Genomic DNA, 12,856 nt, shown 5'->3' on the forward strand with positions numbered 1-12,856 from the left:
ACCGCAGCTCAACGGAGGCATCCCGTGGACTTCACCGCACAGCGACTCGTGTTCCGGCCGGGCGACGCCGGATACGACGAGGAACTCGCCGGATTCCAGACCGGTTTCGCGACGCGGCCCGCGATCGTGTTCGGCGCCGGGCACACCGACGACGTCGTCGCCGCCGTGTCGTACGCCGCCGAACACGCCCTGCCCATCGGCGTACAGGCCACCGGGCACGGCCTGCCGGGCGCCTCGGAGGGCGGGGTCCTCGTCAGTACCCGGCGGATGGACTCCGTGCGGATCGACGCGGCGGCGCGCATCGTCACGGTCGGCGCGGGCGCCAGGTGGGGCCAGGTCGTCGAGGCCGCGGCGCCGCACGGGCTCGCCCCGCTGAACGGCTCGGCGCCGAGCGTGGGCGCCGTGTCGTACACGCTGGGCGGTGGACTCGGCATCCTGGGCCGGGAGTTCGGGTACGCGGCCGACCACGTCCGCTCCCTCGACGTCGTCACGGCGGACGGCGTGCTGCGCCATGTCACGGCGGACGGCGACCCCGAGCTGTTCTGGGGCCTGCTCGGCGGCGGCGCCAACCTCGGCGTGGTCACGGATCTTGAGATCGGCCTGGTGCCGGTGGCCAGGCTGTACGGCGGGGCGATCGCCTTCGACGGGAGCGCGACGGACCCTGCCGAGCTGCTGCGCGGCTACGAGGCGTGGACGCGGACCCTGCCCGACGAGCTGACCTCATCCTTCGCGGTCCTCGTCTACCCGGACATGCCGCAGCTCCCGCCGCACCTGCGGGGCCGTCATCTCGTCTCGGTCCGGGTCGCGTTCACCGGTCCGGCCGCCGAGGGCGAGCGCCTGGTGGCGCCGCTGCGGAACCTCGCGCCCGCGGTGTCGGACACACTGCGGGAGATGCCGTACGCCGAGAGCCACACCATTCACAGCGACCCCGACTTCCCGCACGCGTACTACGGGGACAGCGTGCTCCTGAGCGGGCTCGACGTCGCGGCGGCCGGTGAACTCCTCGCCCTGACCGGGCCCGAGGCGGCCTCGATGCACATCGTGCAGATCAACCACCTGGGCGGCGCGCTCGCGAAGCCCGCGGACAACGCCGTGCCCCACCGCGACGCGGGCTGGCTGATCCGGATCCTGTCGCCGCTGGACGGCACCGACCCCGCGGGCGTCGCGGCCGCACGGGCCGTGCACGCGCAGGCGTTCGGGCGCGTGGCGCCGCAGACCGTGGGGCGCTCGCTGAACTTCGCGTTCGGCGGCGGCGACCGCACCGAGGGGCTCTACGACCCGGAAACGCGCAAGAGGCTCGCCGAGTTGAAGGCCACGTACGACCCGGCGAACCTCTTCAGGCGGAACTACGACGTCAGTTGAGCACGGACGCCCGACGACTCAGCGGTCGAGGAACTTCCACGCCGCGGGCAGCGCGCCCATCGCGAGCGCGGCCTTCAGGGCGTCGCCGATCAGGAAGGGCGTGAGCCCGGCGGCGACGGCCTGGGTCAGCGACATGCCGGTGGCCGCGGCCAGGTAGGGGACGCCGACCGCGTAGATGATCGCGGAGCCGAGCACCATCGTGCCCGCCGTACGCAGCACGGAGCGGTCGCCGCCGCGGCGGGCGAGGGCGCCGGCCACCGTCGCCGCGAGCAGCATGCCGAGGACATAGCCGAGGGACGGCGCGGCCGCGCCGGAGCCGCCCTCCGCGAACCACGGCATGCCCGCCATGCCCACCAGGGCGTACAGCGCGAGCGACAGGAAGCCCCTGCGGGCGCCGAGCGAGGTGCCCACGAGCAGCGCGGCGAAGGTCTGCCCGGTCACCGGCACCGGGGAGCCCGGCACGGGCACCGCGATCTGGGCGGCGATCCCGGTGAGCGCGGCGCCGCCCAGCACGAGGACGGCGTCCTTCACGCGGGACGACGGGAGCAGGTCGGCGAGGACCTGGCCGGGGCGGGTGGTGGCGGCGGCGATGCTCATCGGGACTCCGCGGGGGACTAGGGCAGGTTGGGACCTGTCGACGCTATCCCAGGCGGGTGCGGCGCGACACGGTCTCCGGGCGACAACCCGGGCGCGGCGGCTTGGTGGGCTCCACACAAAGGGCATCGATTACACCTGGGGCGGCGTGACGCTCGTCACGGAGGTGGGCGGGTGGGTGCCTCGTTTTGCACCAGGGGCGGCCGCCCGGGGAGACTGTAGGTTCCTGCCAAAGCTCCGCCGGAGCTTTGCTGATCCCGAGAGCAGCACTGAGCACCATGCACGAGCCCGGAACCGTCGCGGCCGCCACGGCCACGCCCCTCGGGGAAGAGAACGAACCGCTCGCCGGCGGCCTCAAGCAGCGGCACCTCACCATGCTCGGGCTCGGCGGTGTCATCGGAGCCGGGCTCTTCGTCGGCTCGGGCGCCGGGATCGCCGTCGCGGGTCCCGGCATCGTCGTGTCGTATCTGATCGCGGGCGCGCTCGCGATGTGCGTGATGCGGATGCTCGGCGAGATGTCGGCCGCGATGCCCGCGTCGGGGTCCTTCTCCGTGCACGCGGAGCGCGCGCTGGGCCGCTGGGCCGGGTTCAGCGTCGGCTGGCTCTACTGGTTCCTGCTGGTGGTCGTGCTGGCCGTGGAGGCGACCGGCGCCGCCCAGATCGCCAACGGGTGGGCGCCCGCGGTGCCCCAGTGGGCCTGGGTGCTGATCTTCATGGTGGTCTTCACCGCCGCCAACCTCGCCTCGGTGAAGAACTTCGGCGAGTTCGAGTTCTGGTTCGCGGCCCTGAAGGTCTTCGCGATCGTCGCGTTCCTCGTACTCGGACTGCTCGCGATCTTCGGGGTGCTGCCGGACACGGACCCCGTCGGCCTCACCAACCTCACCGGCCACGGCGGCTTCCTGCCGCACGGCTGGGAGGGCGTGACCTCGGGCGTGCTCGCCGTCGTCTTCGCCTTCGGCGGCCTGGAGGTCGTCACGATCGCGGCCGCCGAGTCCGACGACCCGGTGCGCTCGGTCGCCCGCGCGGTGCGCAGCGCCGTCTACCGCATCCTCTTCTTCTACGTCGGCTCGATGCTGGTCATCGTGACGGTGCTGCCGTGGACGGCGCAGCGGGCCGGCATCAGTCCGTACGTCACCGTGCTCGACTCGGTCGGGGTGCCGTCCGCCGGGACGATCATGAACATCGTGGTGTTCGTGGCGCTGCTCTCGGCGCTGAACGCCAACCTCTACGGCTCGTCGCGGATGGTCTTCTCGCTCGCCGAGCGCGGCGAGGCCCCCAAGTCCCTGCTCAAGGTGTCGGGCGGCGGTGTGCCGCGCCGCGCGGTGCTCGCGTCCGTGGCCTTCGGCTTCGTGTCGGTCGTGCTCAATCTGAAGTGGCCCGACTCCGTCTTCCTCTACATGCTCAACTCGGTCGGCGCGGTGCTCCTGTTCGTCTGGGCACTGATCGCCATCTCGCAGCTGCGCCTTCGCCGGCGCATCGAGCGGGAGGCGCCGGAACGTCTGGTGCTGCGGATGTGGGCGTTCCCGTATCTGACGTGGGCGGCGCTGGCCGCGATGGCCGCCGTGCTCGGGCTGATGGTGACGGACGACGGGGCGCGGCCGCAGCTGCTGTGGTCGGCGGGGGCCACGGGGCTCGTCCTGGTGGTCGCGGGCGTGCGGGAGTGGCGCCAGGCACGCGTGAAGAGCATGTGAACTTGACGTGCCCATTTCTTCACAACGTGTGAGCGTCGTGTCCGTATAGCGGTCAGCTGTTCCCTGTCAGCGGTGGCGGACTTCAGACTGTGGGCCGCTCGCTCCCCCGTCTCAGCTACTGAACAGGGCACGCCCATGTCTCGGACGTCCACCCCGCAGGACGCAGCACCCGACACACCCAAGGCCGACTCCCCGCTCGTGCACGGCCTCAAGCAGCGGCATCTCTCCATGATCGCCCTCGGTGGCGTGATCGGAGCGGGCCTCTTCGTGGGCTCCGGGGCGGGCATCGCCGCCGCCGGACCCTCGATCGTCCTCGCCTACGCGATATCCGGCGCGCTCGTCATGCTCGTGATGCGCATGCTGGGCGAGATGTCGGCCGCGAACCCGGCCTCAGGATCCTTCTCCGTGCACGCCGAGCGGGCCATCGGCCCCTGGGCGGGCTTCACCGCGGGCTGGGGCTTCTGGTTCCTGCTCTGCGTCGCCGTCGGCCTCGAAGGCATCGGCGCCGCGAAGATCATGGTGGGCTGGTTCCCGGACAGCCCCGAGTGGGCCTGGGTCGCCCTCTTCATGCTGGTGTTCTGCGGCGCGAACCTGACCGCCGTGAAGAACTTCGGCGAATTCGAGTTCTGGTTCGCCGCCCTCAAGGTCGGCGCCATCACGCTCTTCCTCGGCATCGGCGTCCTCGCGATCCTCGGCATCCTGCCCGGCTCGGACACCTCCGCCCCCGGCCTGGACAACCTCACCGGCGAGGGCGGCTTCATGCCGAACGGCACGGACGGCCTGATCATCGGCCTCCTCGCCTCCGTCTTCGCGTACGGCGGTCTGGAGACCGTCACGATCGCCGCCGCCGAGTCCGAGAACCCGGTCCAGTCCGTCGCCAAGGCCGTGCGCACCGCGATGTGGCGCATCGCCCTCTTCTACGTCGGCTCGATGCTCGTCGTCGTCACGCTGCTCCCCTGGGACAACGAGGAAGTCGTCGCCAAGGGCCCCTACGTCGCCACGCTCGACCACCTCGGCATCCCCGGCGCCGGCGAGATCATGAACGTCATCGTCCTGATCGCCCTGCTCTCCGCGATGAACGCCAACATCTACGGGGCGTCGCGCATGTCGTACTCGCTGATCGACCGGGGCCTCGGCCCCAAGGCGCTCGGCAAGGTCTCCGGCGGCGTGCCGCGCCTCGCGGTGCTCGCCTCCTCGGTCTTCGGCTTCGTCTGCGTGCTGCTCAGCTACTGGCGCCCCGACGACGTCTTCCCCTGGCTGCTCAACATGATCGGCGCGATGATCCTGGTCGTCTGGATCTTCATCGCCGCCTCGCAGCTGATCCTGCGCCGCAGGATGGAGCGGGAGGAGCCGGAGAAGCTCGTCGTGAAGATGTGGGCGTACCCCTTCCTGACCTGGGTGGCGCTGGCCGCGATGGCGTACGTCTTCTACTTGATGACGGAACAGCCGGACACCCGCAAGCAACTCCTCGCCACCGGCGCGCTGACGCTGGCGCTCGCCGTGGTCGGCATCGTGCGGCAGAAGATGGCCGAGAAGCAGGCGGTCTCCTAGCCTCCGCCTCTCACCAGAACGCGCGGGAGCCCCGGACCAATTGGTCCGGGGCTCCTTCGTGTTCGTGGATATTCCCGCGCGGACCTAGGACAAAGGGCTGATCAACTTCGTAGACTTGCTGCTGCTAGCCTGCACTTGCGAACAAGTTGCAATAAGCGGAGCAACGCAGCGCACCACAGCAGAGCAGCAGCCGGAGGGCTCGGACCATGGCCATTTACACGCTTCCTGAACTTCCGTACGACTACGCGGCGCTCGAACCCGTCATCAACCCGCAGATCATCGAGCTGCACCACGACAAGCACCACGCGGCGTACGTGAAGGGCGCGAACGACACTCTTGAGCAGCTGGAGGAGGCGCGCGACAAGGAGACGTGGGGCGCCATCAACGGCCTGGAGAAGAACCTGGCCTTCCACCTCTCCGGCCACATCCTGCACAGCATCTACTGGCACAACATGAACAGCCCCAAGGACGGTGGCGGCGGCGAGCCGCTGGCCGCCGACGGCGTCGGCGAGCTGGCGGACGCGATCACCGAGTCCTTCGGCTCCTTCGCCAAGTTCAAGGCCCAGCTGACCAAGGCCTCGGCGACCACGCAGGGTTCCGGCTGGGGCGTGCTCGCCTACGAGCCGCTCAGCAACCGCCTCATCGTCGAGCAGGTCTACGACCACCAGGGCAACATCGGCCAGGGCTCGACGCCGATCCTGGTCTTCGACGCCTGGGAGCACGCCTTCTACCTGCAGTACAAGAACCAGAAGGTCGACTTCATCGAGGCCATGTGGCAGGTCGTCAACTGGCAGGACGTCGCGAAGCGGTACGAGGCCGCCAAGCAGCGCGTCAACAGCCTCCTGCTGGCCCCGTGAGCCACGGCTGTCGTCCGCTCCCCCGGTGACAGCCGATCGACGCCCCGCCTCGTGATCGTCTTCTCAACCTTCACCGAGGCAGGCGGATAAAGGAAAGGCCCCCGTGAGGACGTGACTCACGGGGGCCTTTCGGTATGCGCCGACACGGGCAGTGGCCGATGCGGCGCCCCCCACCGGTGTGGGGGTTCAGCGGAACCGCGGGGTCACTCGAAGTTGGGACCCTCGGTCCGCGTCCGCTTGATCTCGTAGAAGCCCGGCGTGGCCGCCACCAGCAGCGTGCCGTCCCACAGCTTCGCCGCGGCCTCGCCCTTGGGGGCGGGGGTGACGACCGGGCCGAAGAAGGCGATCTGCTCGCCGTCGGCGCCGGGCACCGCGATGACGGGCGTGCCGACGTCCTGGCCGACCTTGTCGATGCCCTCCTTGTGGGAGGCGCGCAGCTCGGTGTCGTAGGTGTCCTTGCCCGCGTACTGGATGAGGTCGGCCGGCAGGCCCACGTCCGCGAGGGCGCCGGCGATGCTCTCGTCGTTCACGCCCTGACCGCGGTTGTGGATGCGGGTGCCGAGCGCGGTGTACAGCTCGCCGAGGACCTCGTCCCCGTGCAGCTGCTGCGCGGCGATCGCGACGCGGACCGGACCCCAGGACTTGCCGCCGGGGCGCATGTTCTCGCGGTACTCCTCGGGCAGCTCGTCGAGCTTGTTCTCGTTCAGCACGCCAAGGCTCATCACATGCCAGCGGACCTCGACATCGCGGACCTTCTCCACCTCGAGCATCCAGCGCGAGGTCATCCACGCCCAGGGGCACAGCGGGTCGAACCAGAAGTCGACGGGGGTCTTGCTGCCGTTCTCGGACATGTCTCTCCCTAGGGAATCCGTTCGCATCTGGCCAGGAAAACGTCGGGGGCGCACCAGGGCATTCCCGGATGTCGGCCGCGGACGGCACATGCGAGGATCGTAGACATTCGTACGAGTCATGCGAGTCACAAGGGAGTGCCGCCCGTGCCCGGTGAGAATCTGTCCCGCGACGAGGCCCACGAGAGGGCCGCGCTGCTGTCCGTCGACGGCTACGAGGTCTTTCTGGACCTGCGCTCGGCGGTGGGCGAGAGCGGTCAGGAGCCGCGCACGTTCCGGTCGGTGACGACGATCCGCTTCCGCTCCGCCGAGCCGGGCGCCGCGACCTTCGCGGACCTGGTCGCGCCGAGCGTCACCGCGGTCTCGCTCAACGGCAAGGACCTGGACCCCTCCGAAGTCTTCGACGGCACCCGGATCGCGCTGGAGGACCTCGCCGAGGAGAACGAACTGGTGGTGGACGCCCAGTGCGCCTACAGCCGCACCGGTGAAGGCATGCACCGCTTCGTCGACCCGGAGGACGGCGAGGTCTATCTCTACACGCAGTACGAGCCCGCTGACGCGCGCCGCGTCTTCGCCAACTTCGAGCAGCCCGACCTGAAGGCGCCCTACCGCTTCGAGGTGCAGGCCCCCGAGGGATGGACCGCCTGGTCCAACGGCGTCGGCGAACTCACCGACGGCGTCTGGAAGTTCGCCGAGACCAAGCCCATCTCGACGTACATCACGGCGATCGTGGCCGGGCCCTACCACTACGTCACGGACTCCTACGAGCGCGTCCTCGATGACGGCACCCGCCTGGAGATCCCGCTCGGCGCGATGTGCCGCAAGGGCCTCGCCCCGCACTTCGACGCCGACGACGTCTTCCTGGTCACCAAGCAGGGCCTGGACTTCTTCCACGACAACTTCGACTACCCGTACCCCTTCGGGAAGTACGACCAGGCGTTCGTGCCTGAGTACAACCTCGGCGCGATGGAGAACCCGGGCCTGGTGACCTTCCGCGAGGAGTTCATCTTCCGCGGCAAGGTGACCGCTGCGTCGTACGAACGCCGGGCCAACGTGATCCTCCACGAGATGGCCCACATGTGGTTCGGCGACCTCGTCACCATGCGCTGGTGGGACGACCTGTGGCTCAAGGAGTCCTTCGCCGACTTCATGGGCTCCTTCTCCATGGTCGAGGCGACCCGCTTCACCAACGGCTGGATCACCTTCGCCAACAACCGCAAGGCATGGGCCTACCGCGCCGACCAGCTGCCCTCCACCCACCCGGTCACGGCCGACATCCGCGACCTGGAGGACGCCAAGCTCAACTTCGACGGGATCACGTACGCGAAGGGCGCGAGCGTCCTGAAACAGCTCGTCGCCTACGTCGGGCGCGACGCGTTCCTCGAAGGCGCCCGGCGCTACTTCAAGCGCCACGCGTACGGCAACACCGTCCTCGGCGACCTGCTCTCCGTCCTGGAGGAGACCTCCGGGCGCGACATGGCCTCCTGGTCGCGGTCCTGGCTGCAGACCGCGGGCGTCAACTCCCTGACCCCGCAGGTCATCCTGAACGCGGAGGGCCGCATCACCGAGCTCTCCGTGCTCCAGGAGGCCGCCGAGTCGCACCCCGAACTACGGCCGCACCGCGTCGCGGTGGGCCTGTACCGCCGGACGGCTGGCGGGGCCCTCGAGCGGTACGCGCGCGCCGAGACCGACGTCGAGGGACCCCGCTCCGTGGTGGCCGAACTGGCCGGTGAGGAAGCCCCCGAGCTGGTCCTGGTCAACGACGACGACCTGACCTACTGCAAGATCCGCTTCGACGAGAACTCCCTCGCCACGCTCCGGGACCACCTCGGCGACATCTCCGACCCGCTCGCCCGCGCGCTGTGCTGGTCCGCCCTGTGGAGCCTCACGCGCGACGCGCTGATGCCCGCGCGGGACTTCATCGATCTGGTGCTCCGCTTCGCCGGGCGCGAGAGCGACATCGGCGTGCTGCAGATGCTGCACGCGTGGGCCAACTCCGCCCTCACGCACTACGCCGCGCCGCAGTGGCGCGACGAGGGCGGGCGGGCGCTCGCCGAGGGCGCGCTGCGGGAGCTGCGCATCGCCGAGCCGGGCAGCCAGCACCAGCTGACGTGGGCGCGGTTCTTCGCCGCCGTGGCGTCGTCGGAGGCTGATCTCCAGCTGCTGCAGGGCCTGTTGGACGGCACGGCCAAGATCGACGGGCTCGACGTCGACCAGGAGCTGCGCTGGGCGTTCCTCGGCCCGCTGGCCGCGCACGGCGCCGCCGACGAGAAGACCCTCGCCACCGAACTGGCCCGTGACGACACGGCGTCCGGCAAGCGGCACCAGGTCCGGTGCCTGGCCTCGCGGCCGTCCGCCGCGGTCAAGGCCCAGGCGTGGGCCTCCGTCGTGGAGTCGGACGCACTCTCCAACGCGCTGGTCGAGGCGACGATCGCCGGATTCGCCCAGCCCTCCCAGCGGGAGCTGGCCGCGCCGTACGTCGCCAAGTACTTCGACGCCATCGAGCGGGTCTGGGCCGAGCGGTCCATCCAGATCGGCATGGACGTGGTCAAGGGCCTCTTCCCCCACCTGGTCGGCGACGCGGCGACCCTCTCCGCCGCCGACGCCTGGCTCACCACCCACGAATCCGCCGCCCCCGCCCTCCGCCGCCTCGTCCTCGAGGCCCGCGACGACCTGTCCCGCGCCCTGCGGGCACAGTCCTGCGATGGCGCTGCGGCTTAGCTTGAACGGGGTTTGACGGTGCCCCGGGGGCGCGCTGTGCCCCCGGGCCGCCGCCCTGCACGGGACCGCGGCTTCGGCCCCGGCGCTCGCGGGTTCCCCTGGGCCACCGCTTCGGCCCGGGGGGCGTCGCGCTTCCCCTCGCCCGTTGCGGAACTGCCCCGCCTCTTCAGCCCGGCAGATACGCGGCTCCCCCGGCCATCACCCAACTGACCCGCGCTCCGGCCCCGAAGGCATCGCGCCCGCCGGCCGTCGCCGGACCGGCCCGCCCCTTCGGCCCCGGAGGCATCACGCCCTCCGACCGTCGCGGGACTGACCCGCCGCTTCGCGGCGGATATCCCCCACCCGCCCACCCGTTTACCCGGCGACGCACGACTGGAGCCAGCCACTGCTCGGTGGGGAGCAATCGGGCGGGCAGGTGGGAGACGTCCGCCGCGGAGCGGTGGGGCAGGTCGGACGGTGCCGGCAGGCGCGCCGCTCGGTGCCGGGTAATCGGGTGGGCGGGTGGGGTGTCCGCCGCGGAGCGGTGGGGCAGGCCGCTGCTCGGTGCGGGGCAATCGGGCGGGTGGGCGGGAGACGTCCGCCGCGGAGCGGTGGGGCAGGTCGGACGGTGCGGGCAGGCGCGCCGCTCGATGCGGGGCAATCGGGTGGGTGGGTGGAGTGTCCGCCGCGGAGCGGTGGGGCTGGCGTGCCGTTCGGTGCCGGGGGATCCGTGGGTGGGGCTGGTCCTGTGGTGCGGGTGGGAGTGGGCGGTGTCGAGGCGCCGCCGTGGGCTGCGTGTCATCGGCAGTCGAACGCCCGTGCTTTAGGGCGAGCTTGTCCGGGTTTGTCGACGGGCGTGTAACAGCGGTTAGGGGGACGACCGGCCGCGGGAACGACCGGTTCATGAACCACAACACCCCGCTCTCGCCCCTCCCCCTCCAGCACCTCGCCGACAACCAGCTCCGCGTCATGAGCACCGCCCAGCTCAGCGAGCACGGCATCTCCTCCGCCGACGCCGGCACCCACTGCCGCCCCGGCGGCCCGTGGCAGCAGCTCCTCCCGGGGGTCTGCCTGCTGCACCCGGGCCCGCCCACCAGCGAAGAGCGGCTGCACGGCGCCCTGTTGTACGCGGGACGCCCGCCGGCCCGTACGACCAGGGCCGTGCCCGCCCAGCCCGGCGCGGGCGAGCCGCACGCCGCGTACGCCGACGCGATGATCACGGGTCTCGCGGCGCTCGCCCTGCACCGTTTCTCGTCCGCTCCCCCGCTGCTCTCCCTGGACCGCATCGACGTCCTGGTGCCCCGCACCCGGCGGCTGCGCTCCATCGGGTTCACCCGGCTCGTGCGCAGCCACGCGATGCCGACTCCCCAGCAGATCACGGGAGTTCCGGTGGCCCCCGTGCCGCGCGCGCTCGCCGACGCGGTGGCGCAGCTCGCCGAGGCGGGTGCCGTGCGGCGGCTGCTCACCGAGGCGGTGCGCGGCGGGCACTGCGAACCGGCCGCGATCGTGCGGGAGTTGAACCACGCGCGGCTCCTCACCCGGCCCCACGTCGTGGACGCCGTGGATTCCCTGCTCGCGGAAGGACGCGCCATCGCCGAGGACCGGCTGTACCGGATGGTCGCCGAGTACGGCCTCCCCGACCCGCTGTGGAACGTCGACCTGCGGCTGCCCGGCGGCCCGCACCTCGGCGGCGTGGACGCCTACTGGCCCGACCAGGCCGTCGCCGTGGAGCTGGACACGCGGGCGCCGCGCCAGGACGAGGACGCCCTGTGGTCCGAGTACGTCCGCAAGCGCGAGCACCTGGAGCGGCTCGGCATCACCGTCGTCCACATCACCCCGAAGAAGCTGAGGGACGCGATGGAGCAGCAGGCCGCGATCGTGCGGACGGCGCTGATGGCGTCGACCGACCGGGATCCCGCGGCGTATGTGGTGGTGCTGCCCAGATAGCGCGGGCGCAGGACCGCATGCGCAGGAGGGGAGTGAAGGGGCGGAACCCCGGAGGATAGGGTTCCGCCCCTTCGCATGCCATCAGGTCCGGCGGCATGCGCGTCCCTCGCGCGTCATGTGCCGCAGAATTCCGCCGTCATGATCGGGCCGTGTTCCCCCGCCCAGTCCGCGTTGAAGTTGTACGCCAGCGCATGGCTGCCGTCCGGGGTGGCCGCCGCGAAGGTCGTGGTGCCGTGGAAGTCGCCGCCGTGGCCCCAGATCACCCCGCCGCAGGGCAACTTGAGGCTCTCCAGGCCGAGTCCGTAGCGCGACCCCGGCGGGTGGCTCTCGTCCGTGGGGACGCCGGTCTTCATCTCGGCGAGCTGCTCGGGCGGCAGGAGCTTGCCGCGGAGCAGGGCCGTGTAGAAGTGGTTCAGGTCGGCGGCGTCGGAGATCATCCCGCCCGATGAGCCCGCCACGGTGGGGTTGAACTCCGTGACGTCGTACGTCGTGTCCTTCGGTTCCCCGCCCAGCTTCGAGTACGCCCTGCTGTGCGGGCGCGGCAGCGTGGGGTCGGTCGTGGGGACCCGGGTGGACTTCAGGTGGAGCGGTTCGATGACGCGCCGCTTGATCTCGTCGCCGTATCCGTTGCCCGTGACCTTCTTGATGATCATTCCGGCGAGGATGTAGTTGGTGTTGGAGTACCGCCAGCCCTCGCCCGGTGCGAAGTAGGGCTTGTTGCGCATGGCCATCCTGACCAGTTGCCGCGGCGTCCACGTGTCGTAGCGGTGTTTGAGGAACTCCGGTGAGTACACCTTCCGTTGGTACTCCTCGTCCGCCACCACGTCGAAGATCCCGCTGGTGTGGTTGAGGAGCTGCCGGACCGTGATGCGGTCCCCGTCGTGACCGTGTCCCTCGACGACGCCCGGCAGCCACTTCCCGACCGGGTCGTCGAGGTCGATCCGGTCCTCGGCCTGCAACTGCAGCAGCACCGTCGCCACGAACGTCTTGGTGACGCTGGCGACGCGGAAGTGGTCCCGCTCACCGCGCGGCGTCCCCCGCTCCAGGTCGCCGAGGCCCGAAGCGCCGCGCCACGTCCCGTACTTGTCCCTCGCCTCACCGGTGACGCCGGGCACTCCCTGCTTGACGGCCCCGTCGAACGCCCGCTGGGTGGCTTCGTGCCGGTCCCCCGGCGGGGCCGCGAGGGCCGGGGCGGCGAGGGCTCCCGCCGCCAGTGCCGTCACGGTCAGCACCGCGGCCGTACCCGTCAGGCATCTGCGCATGTCCATGTACTTCGTACTTCCTCTCGGATCCCCGCTGTTCCCGC

The 12,856-nt window shown here is 70.9% G+C and carries 9 protein-coding genes; 6 read left to right on the forward strand and 3 right to left on the reverse strand.

Annotated elements, in window-relative coordinates; genetic code table 11:
- Nucleotides 1-24 precede the first annotated feature (24 nt).
- A complete protein-coding gene (locus ACFWZ2_RS36140; protein ID WP_384553103.1) occupies nucleotides 25-1,362 on the forward strand; it encodes an FAD-binding oxidoreductase in 1,338 nt (445 codons plus the stop codon).
- Nucleotides 1,363-1,380: 18 nt separating this feature from the next.
- On the opposite strand, the gene ACFWZ2_RS36145 is transcribed toward ACFWZ2_RS36140, so the two are convergent.
- Entirely contained in the window at nucleotides 1,381-1,959 is a 579-nt protein-coding gene (locus ACFWZ2_RS36145) for a biotin transporter BioY (protein ID WP_384553105.1), read from the reverse strand.
- A 275-nt stretch (nucleotides 1,960-2,234) separates the two neighbouring features.
- Between ACFWZ2_RS36145 and ACFWZ2_RS36150 the strand changes: the two genes are divergently transcribed.
- The 3 genes from ACFWZ2_RS36150 to ACFWZ2_RS36160 all read left to right on the forward strand — a co-directional run bounded on the left by ACFWZ2_RS36150 (nucleotide 2,235) and on the right by ACFWZ2_RS36160 (nucleotide 6,055).
- On the forward strand, nucleotides 2,235-3,647 hold the full coding sequence (locus tag ACFWZ2_RS36150) for an amino acid permease (protein ID WP_384553107.1): 1,413 nt from the start codon (nucleotides 2,235-2,237) through the stop codon (nucleotides 3,645-3,647).
- Nucleotides 3,648-3,782: 135 nt separating this feature from the next.
- Nucleotides 3,783-5,198, forward strand: a complete 1,416-nt coding sequence (locus tag ACFWZ2_RS36155) for an amino acid permease (RefSeq protein ID WP_384553109.1) — start codon at nucleotides 3,783-3,785, stop codon at nucleotides 5,196-5,198.
- 206 nt (nucleotides 5,199-5,404) lie between these two features.
- The gene (locus ACFWZ2_RS36160; protein ID WP_384553110.1) at nucleotides 5,405-6,055 is read left to right on the forward strand and encodes a superoxide dismutase; all 651 of its coding nucleotides are present in this window, start codon (nucleotides 5,405-5,407) and stop codon (nucleotides 6,053-6,055) included.
- Nucleotides 6,056-6,258: 203 nt separating this feature from the next.
- Here ACFWZ2_RS36160 and ACFWZ2_RS36165 read toward each other — a convergent pair whose 3' ends face one another.
- Complete coding sequence (locus ACFWZ2_RS36165) at nucleotides 6,259-6,906, reverse strand: DsbA family protein (protein WP_384553112.1); 648 nt, start codon at nucleotides 6,904-6,906, stop codon at nucleotides 6,259-6,261.
- Between the two features lie 144 nt (nucleotides 6,907-7,050).
- Here ACFWZ2_RS36165 and pepN point away from each other — a divergent pair, with 144 nt between their 5' ends.
- Nucleotides 7,051-9,624 (forward strand): aminopeptidase N, encoded by a 2,574-nt coding sequence (gene pepN, locus ACFWZ2_RS36170; protein ID WP_384553114.1) that lies wholly within the window; start codon nucleotides 7,051-7,053, stop codon nucleotides 9,622-9,624.
- 882 nt (nucleotides 9,625-10,506) lie between these two features.
- A complete protein-coding gene (locus ACFWZ2_RS36175) occupies nucleotides 10,507-11,550 on the forward strand; it encodes a hypothetical protein (RefSeq protein WP_384553116.1) in 1,044 nt (347 codons plus the stop codon).
- A 113-nt stretch (nucleotides 11,551-11,663) separates the two neighbouring features.
- Here the strand turns inward: ACFWZ2_RS36175 and ACFWZ2_RS36180 are convergent, their stop codons facing one another.
- Nucleotides 11,664-12,812, reverse strand: coding sequence for a serine hydrolase domain-containing protein (locus tag ACFWZ2_RS36180; RefSeq protein ID WP_384553149.1), 1,149 nt, complete (start codon nucleotides 12,810-12,812; stop codon nucleotides 11,664-11,666).
- Nucleotides 12,813-12,856 lie beyond the last annotated feature (44 nt).

This window comes from Streptomyces sp. NPDC059002 (genome assembly GCF_042740435.1).
GTDB lineage: Bacteria > Actinomycetota > Actinomycetes > Streptomycetales > Streptomycetaceae > Streptomyces.

Bases quoted from the DNA above. Each gene is read 5' to 3' on its own strand.
- ACFWZ2_RS36160 (WP_384553110.1), top strand. From the start codon at position 5,405: ATGGCCATTTACACGCTTCCTGAACTTCCGTACGACTACGCGGCGCTC.
- ACFWZ2_RS36150 (WP_384553107.1), top strand. From the start codon at position 2,235: ATGCACGAGCCCGGAACCGTCGCGGCCGCCACGGCCACGCCCCTCGGG.
- ACFWZ2_RS36165 (WP_384553112.1), bottom strand. From the start codon at position 6,906: ATGTCCGAGAACGGCAGCAAGACCCCCGTCGACTTCTGGTTCGACCCG.
- ACFWZ2_RS36145 (WP_384553105.1), bottom strand. From the start codon at position 1,959: ATGAGCATCGCCGCCGCCACCACCCGCCCCGGCCAGGTCCTCGCCGAC.
- ACFWZ2_RS36180 (WP_384553149.1), bottom strand. From the start codon at position 12,812: ATGCGCAGATGCCTGACGGGTACGGCCGCGGTGCTGACCGTGACGGCA.
- ACFWZ2_RS36175 (WP_384553116.1), top strand. From the start codon at position 10,507: ATGAACCACAACACCCCGCTCTCGCCCCTCCCCCTCCAGCACCTCGCC.
- ACFWZ2_RS36155 (WP_384553109.1), top strand. From the start codon at position 3,783: ATGTCTCGGACGTCCACCCCGCAGGACGCAGCACCCGACACACCCAAG.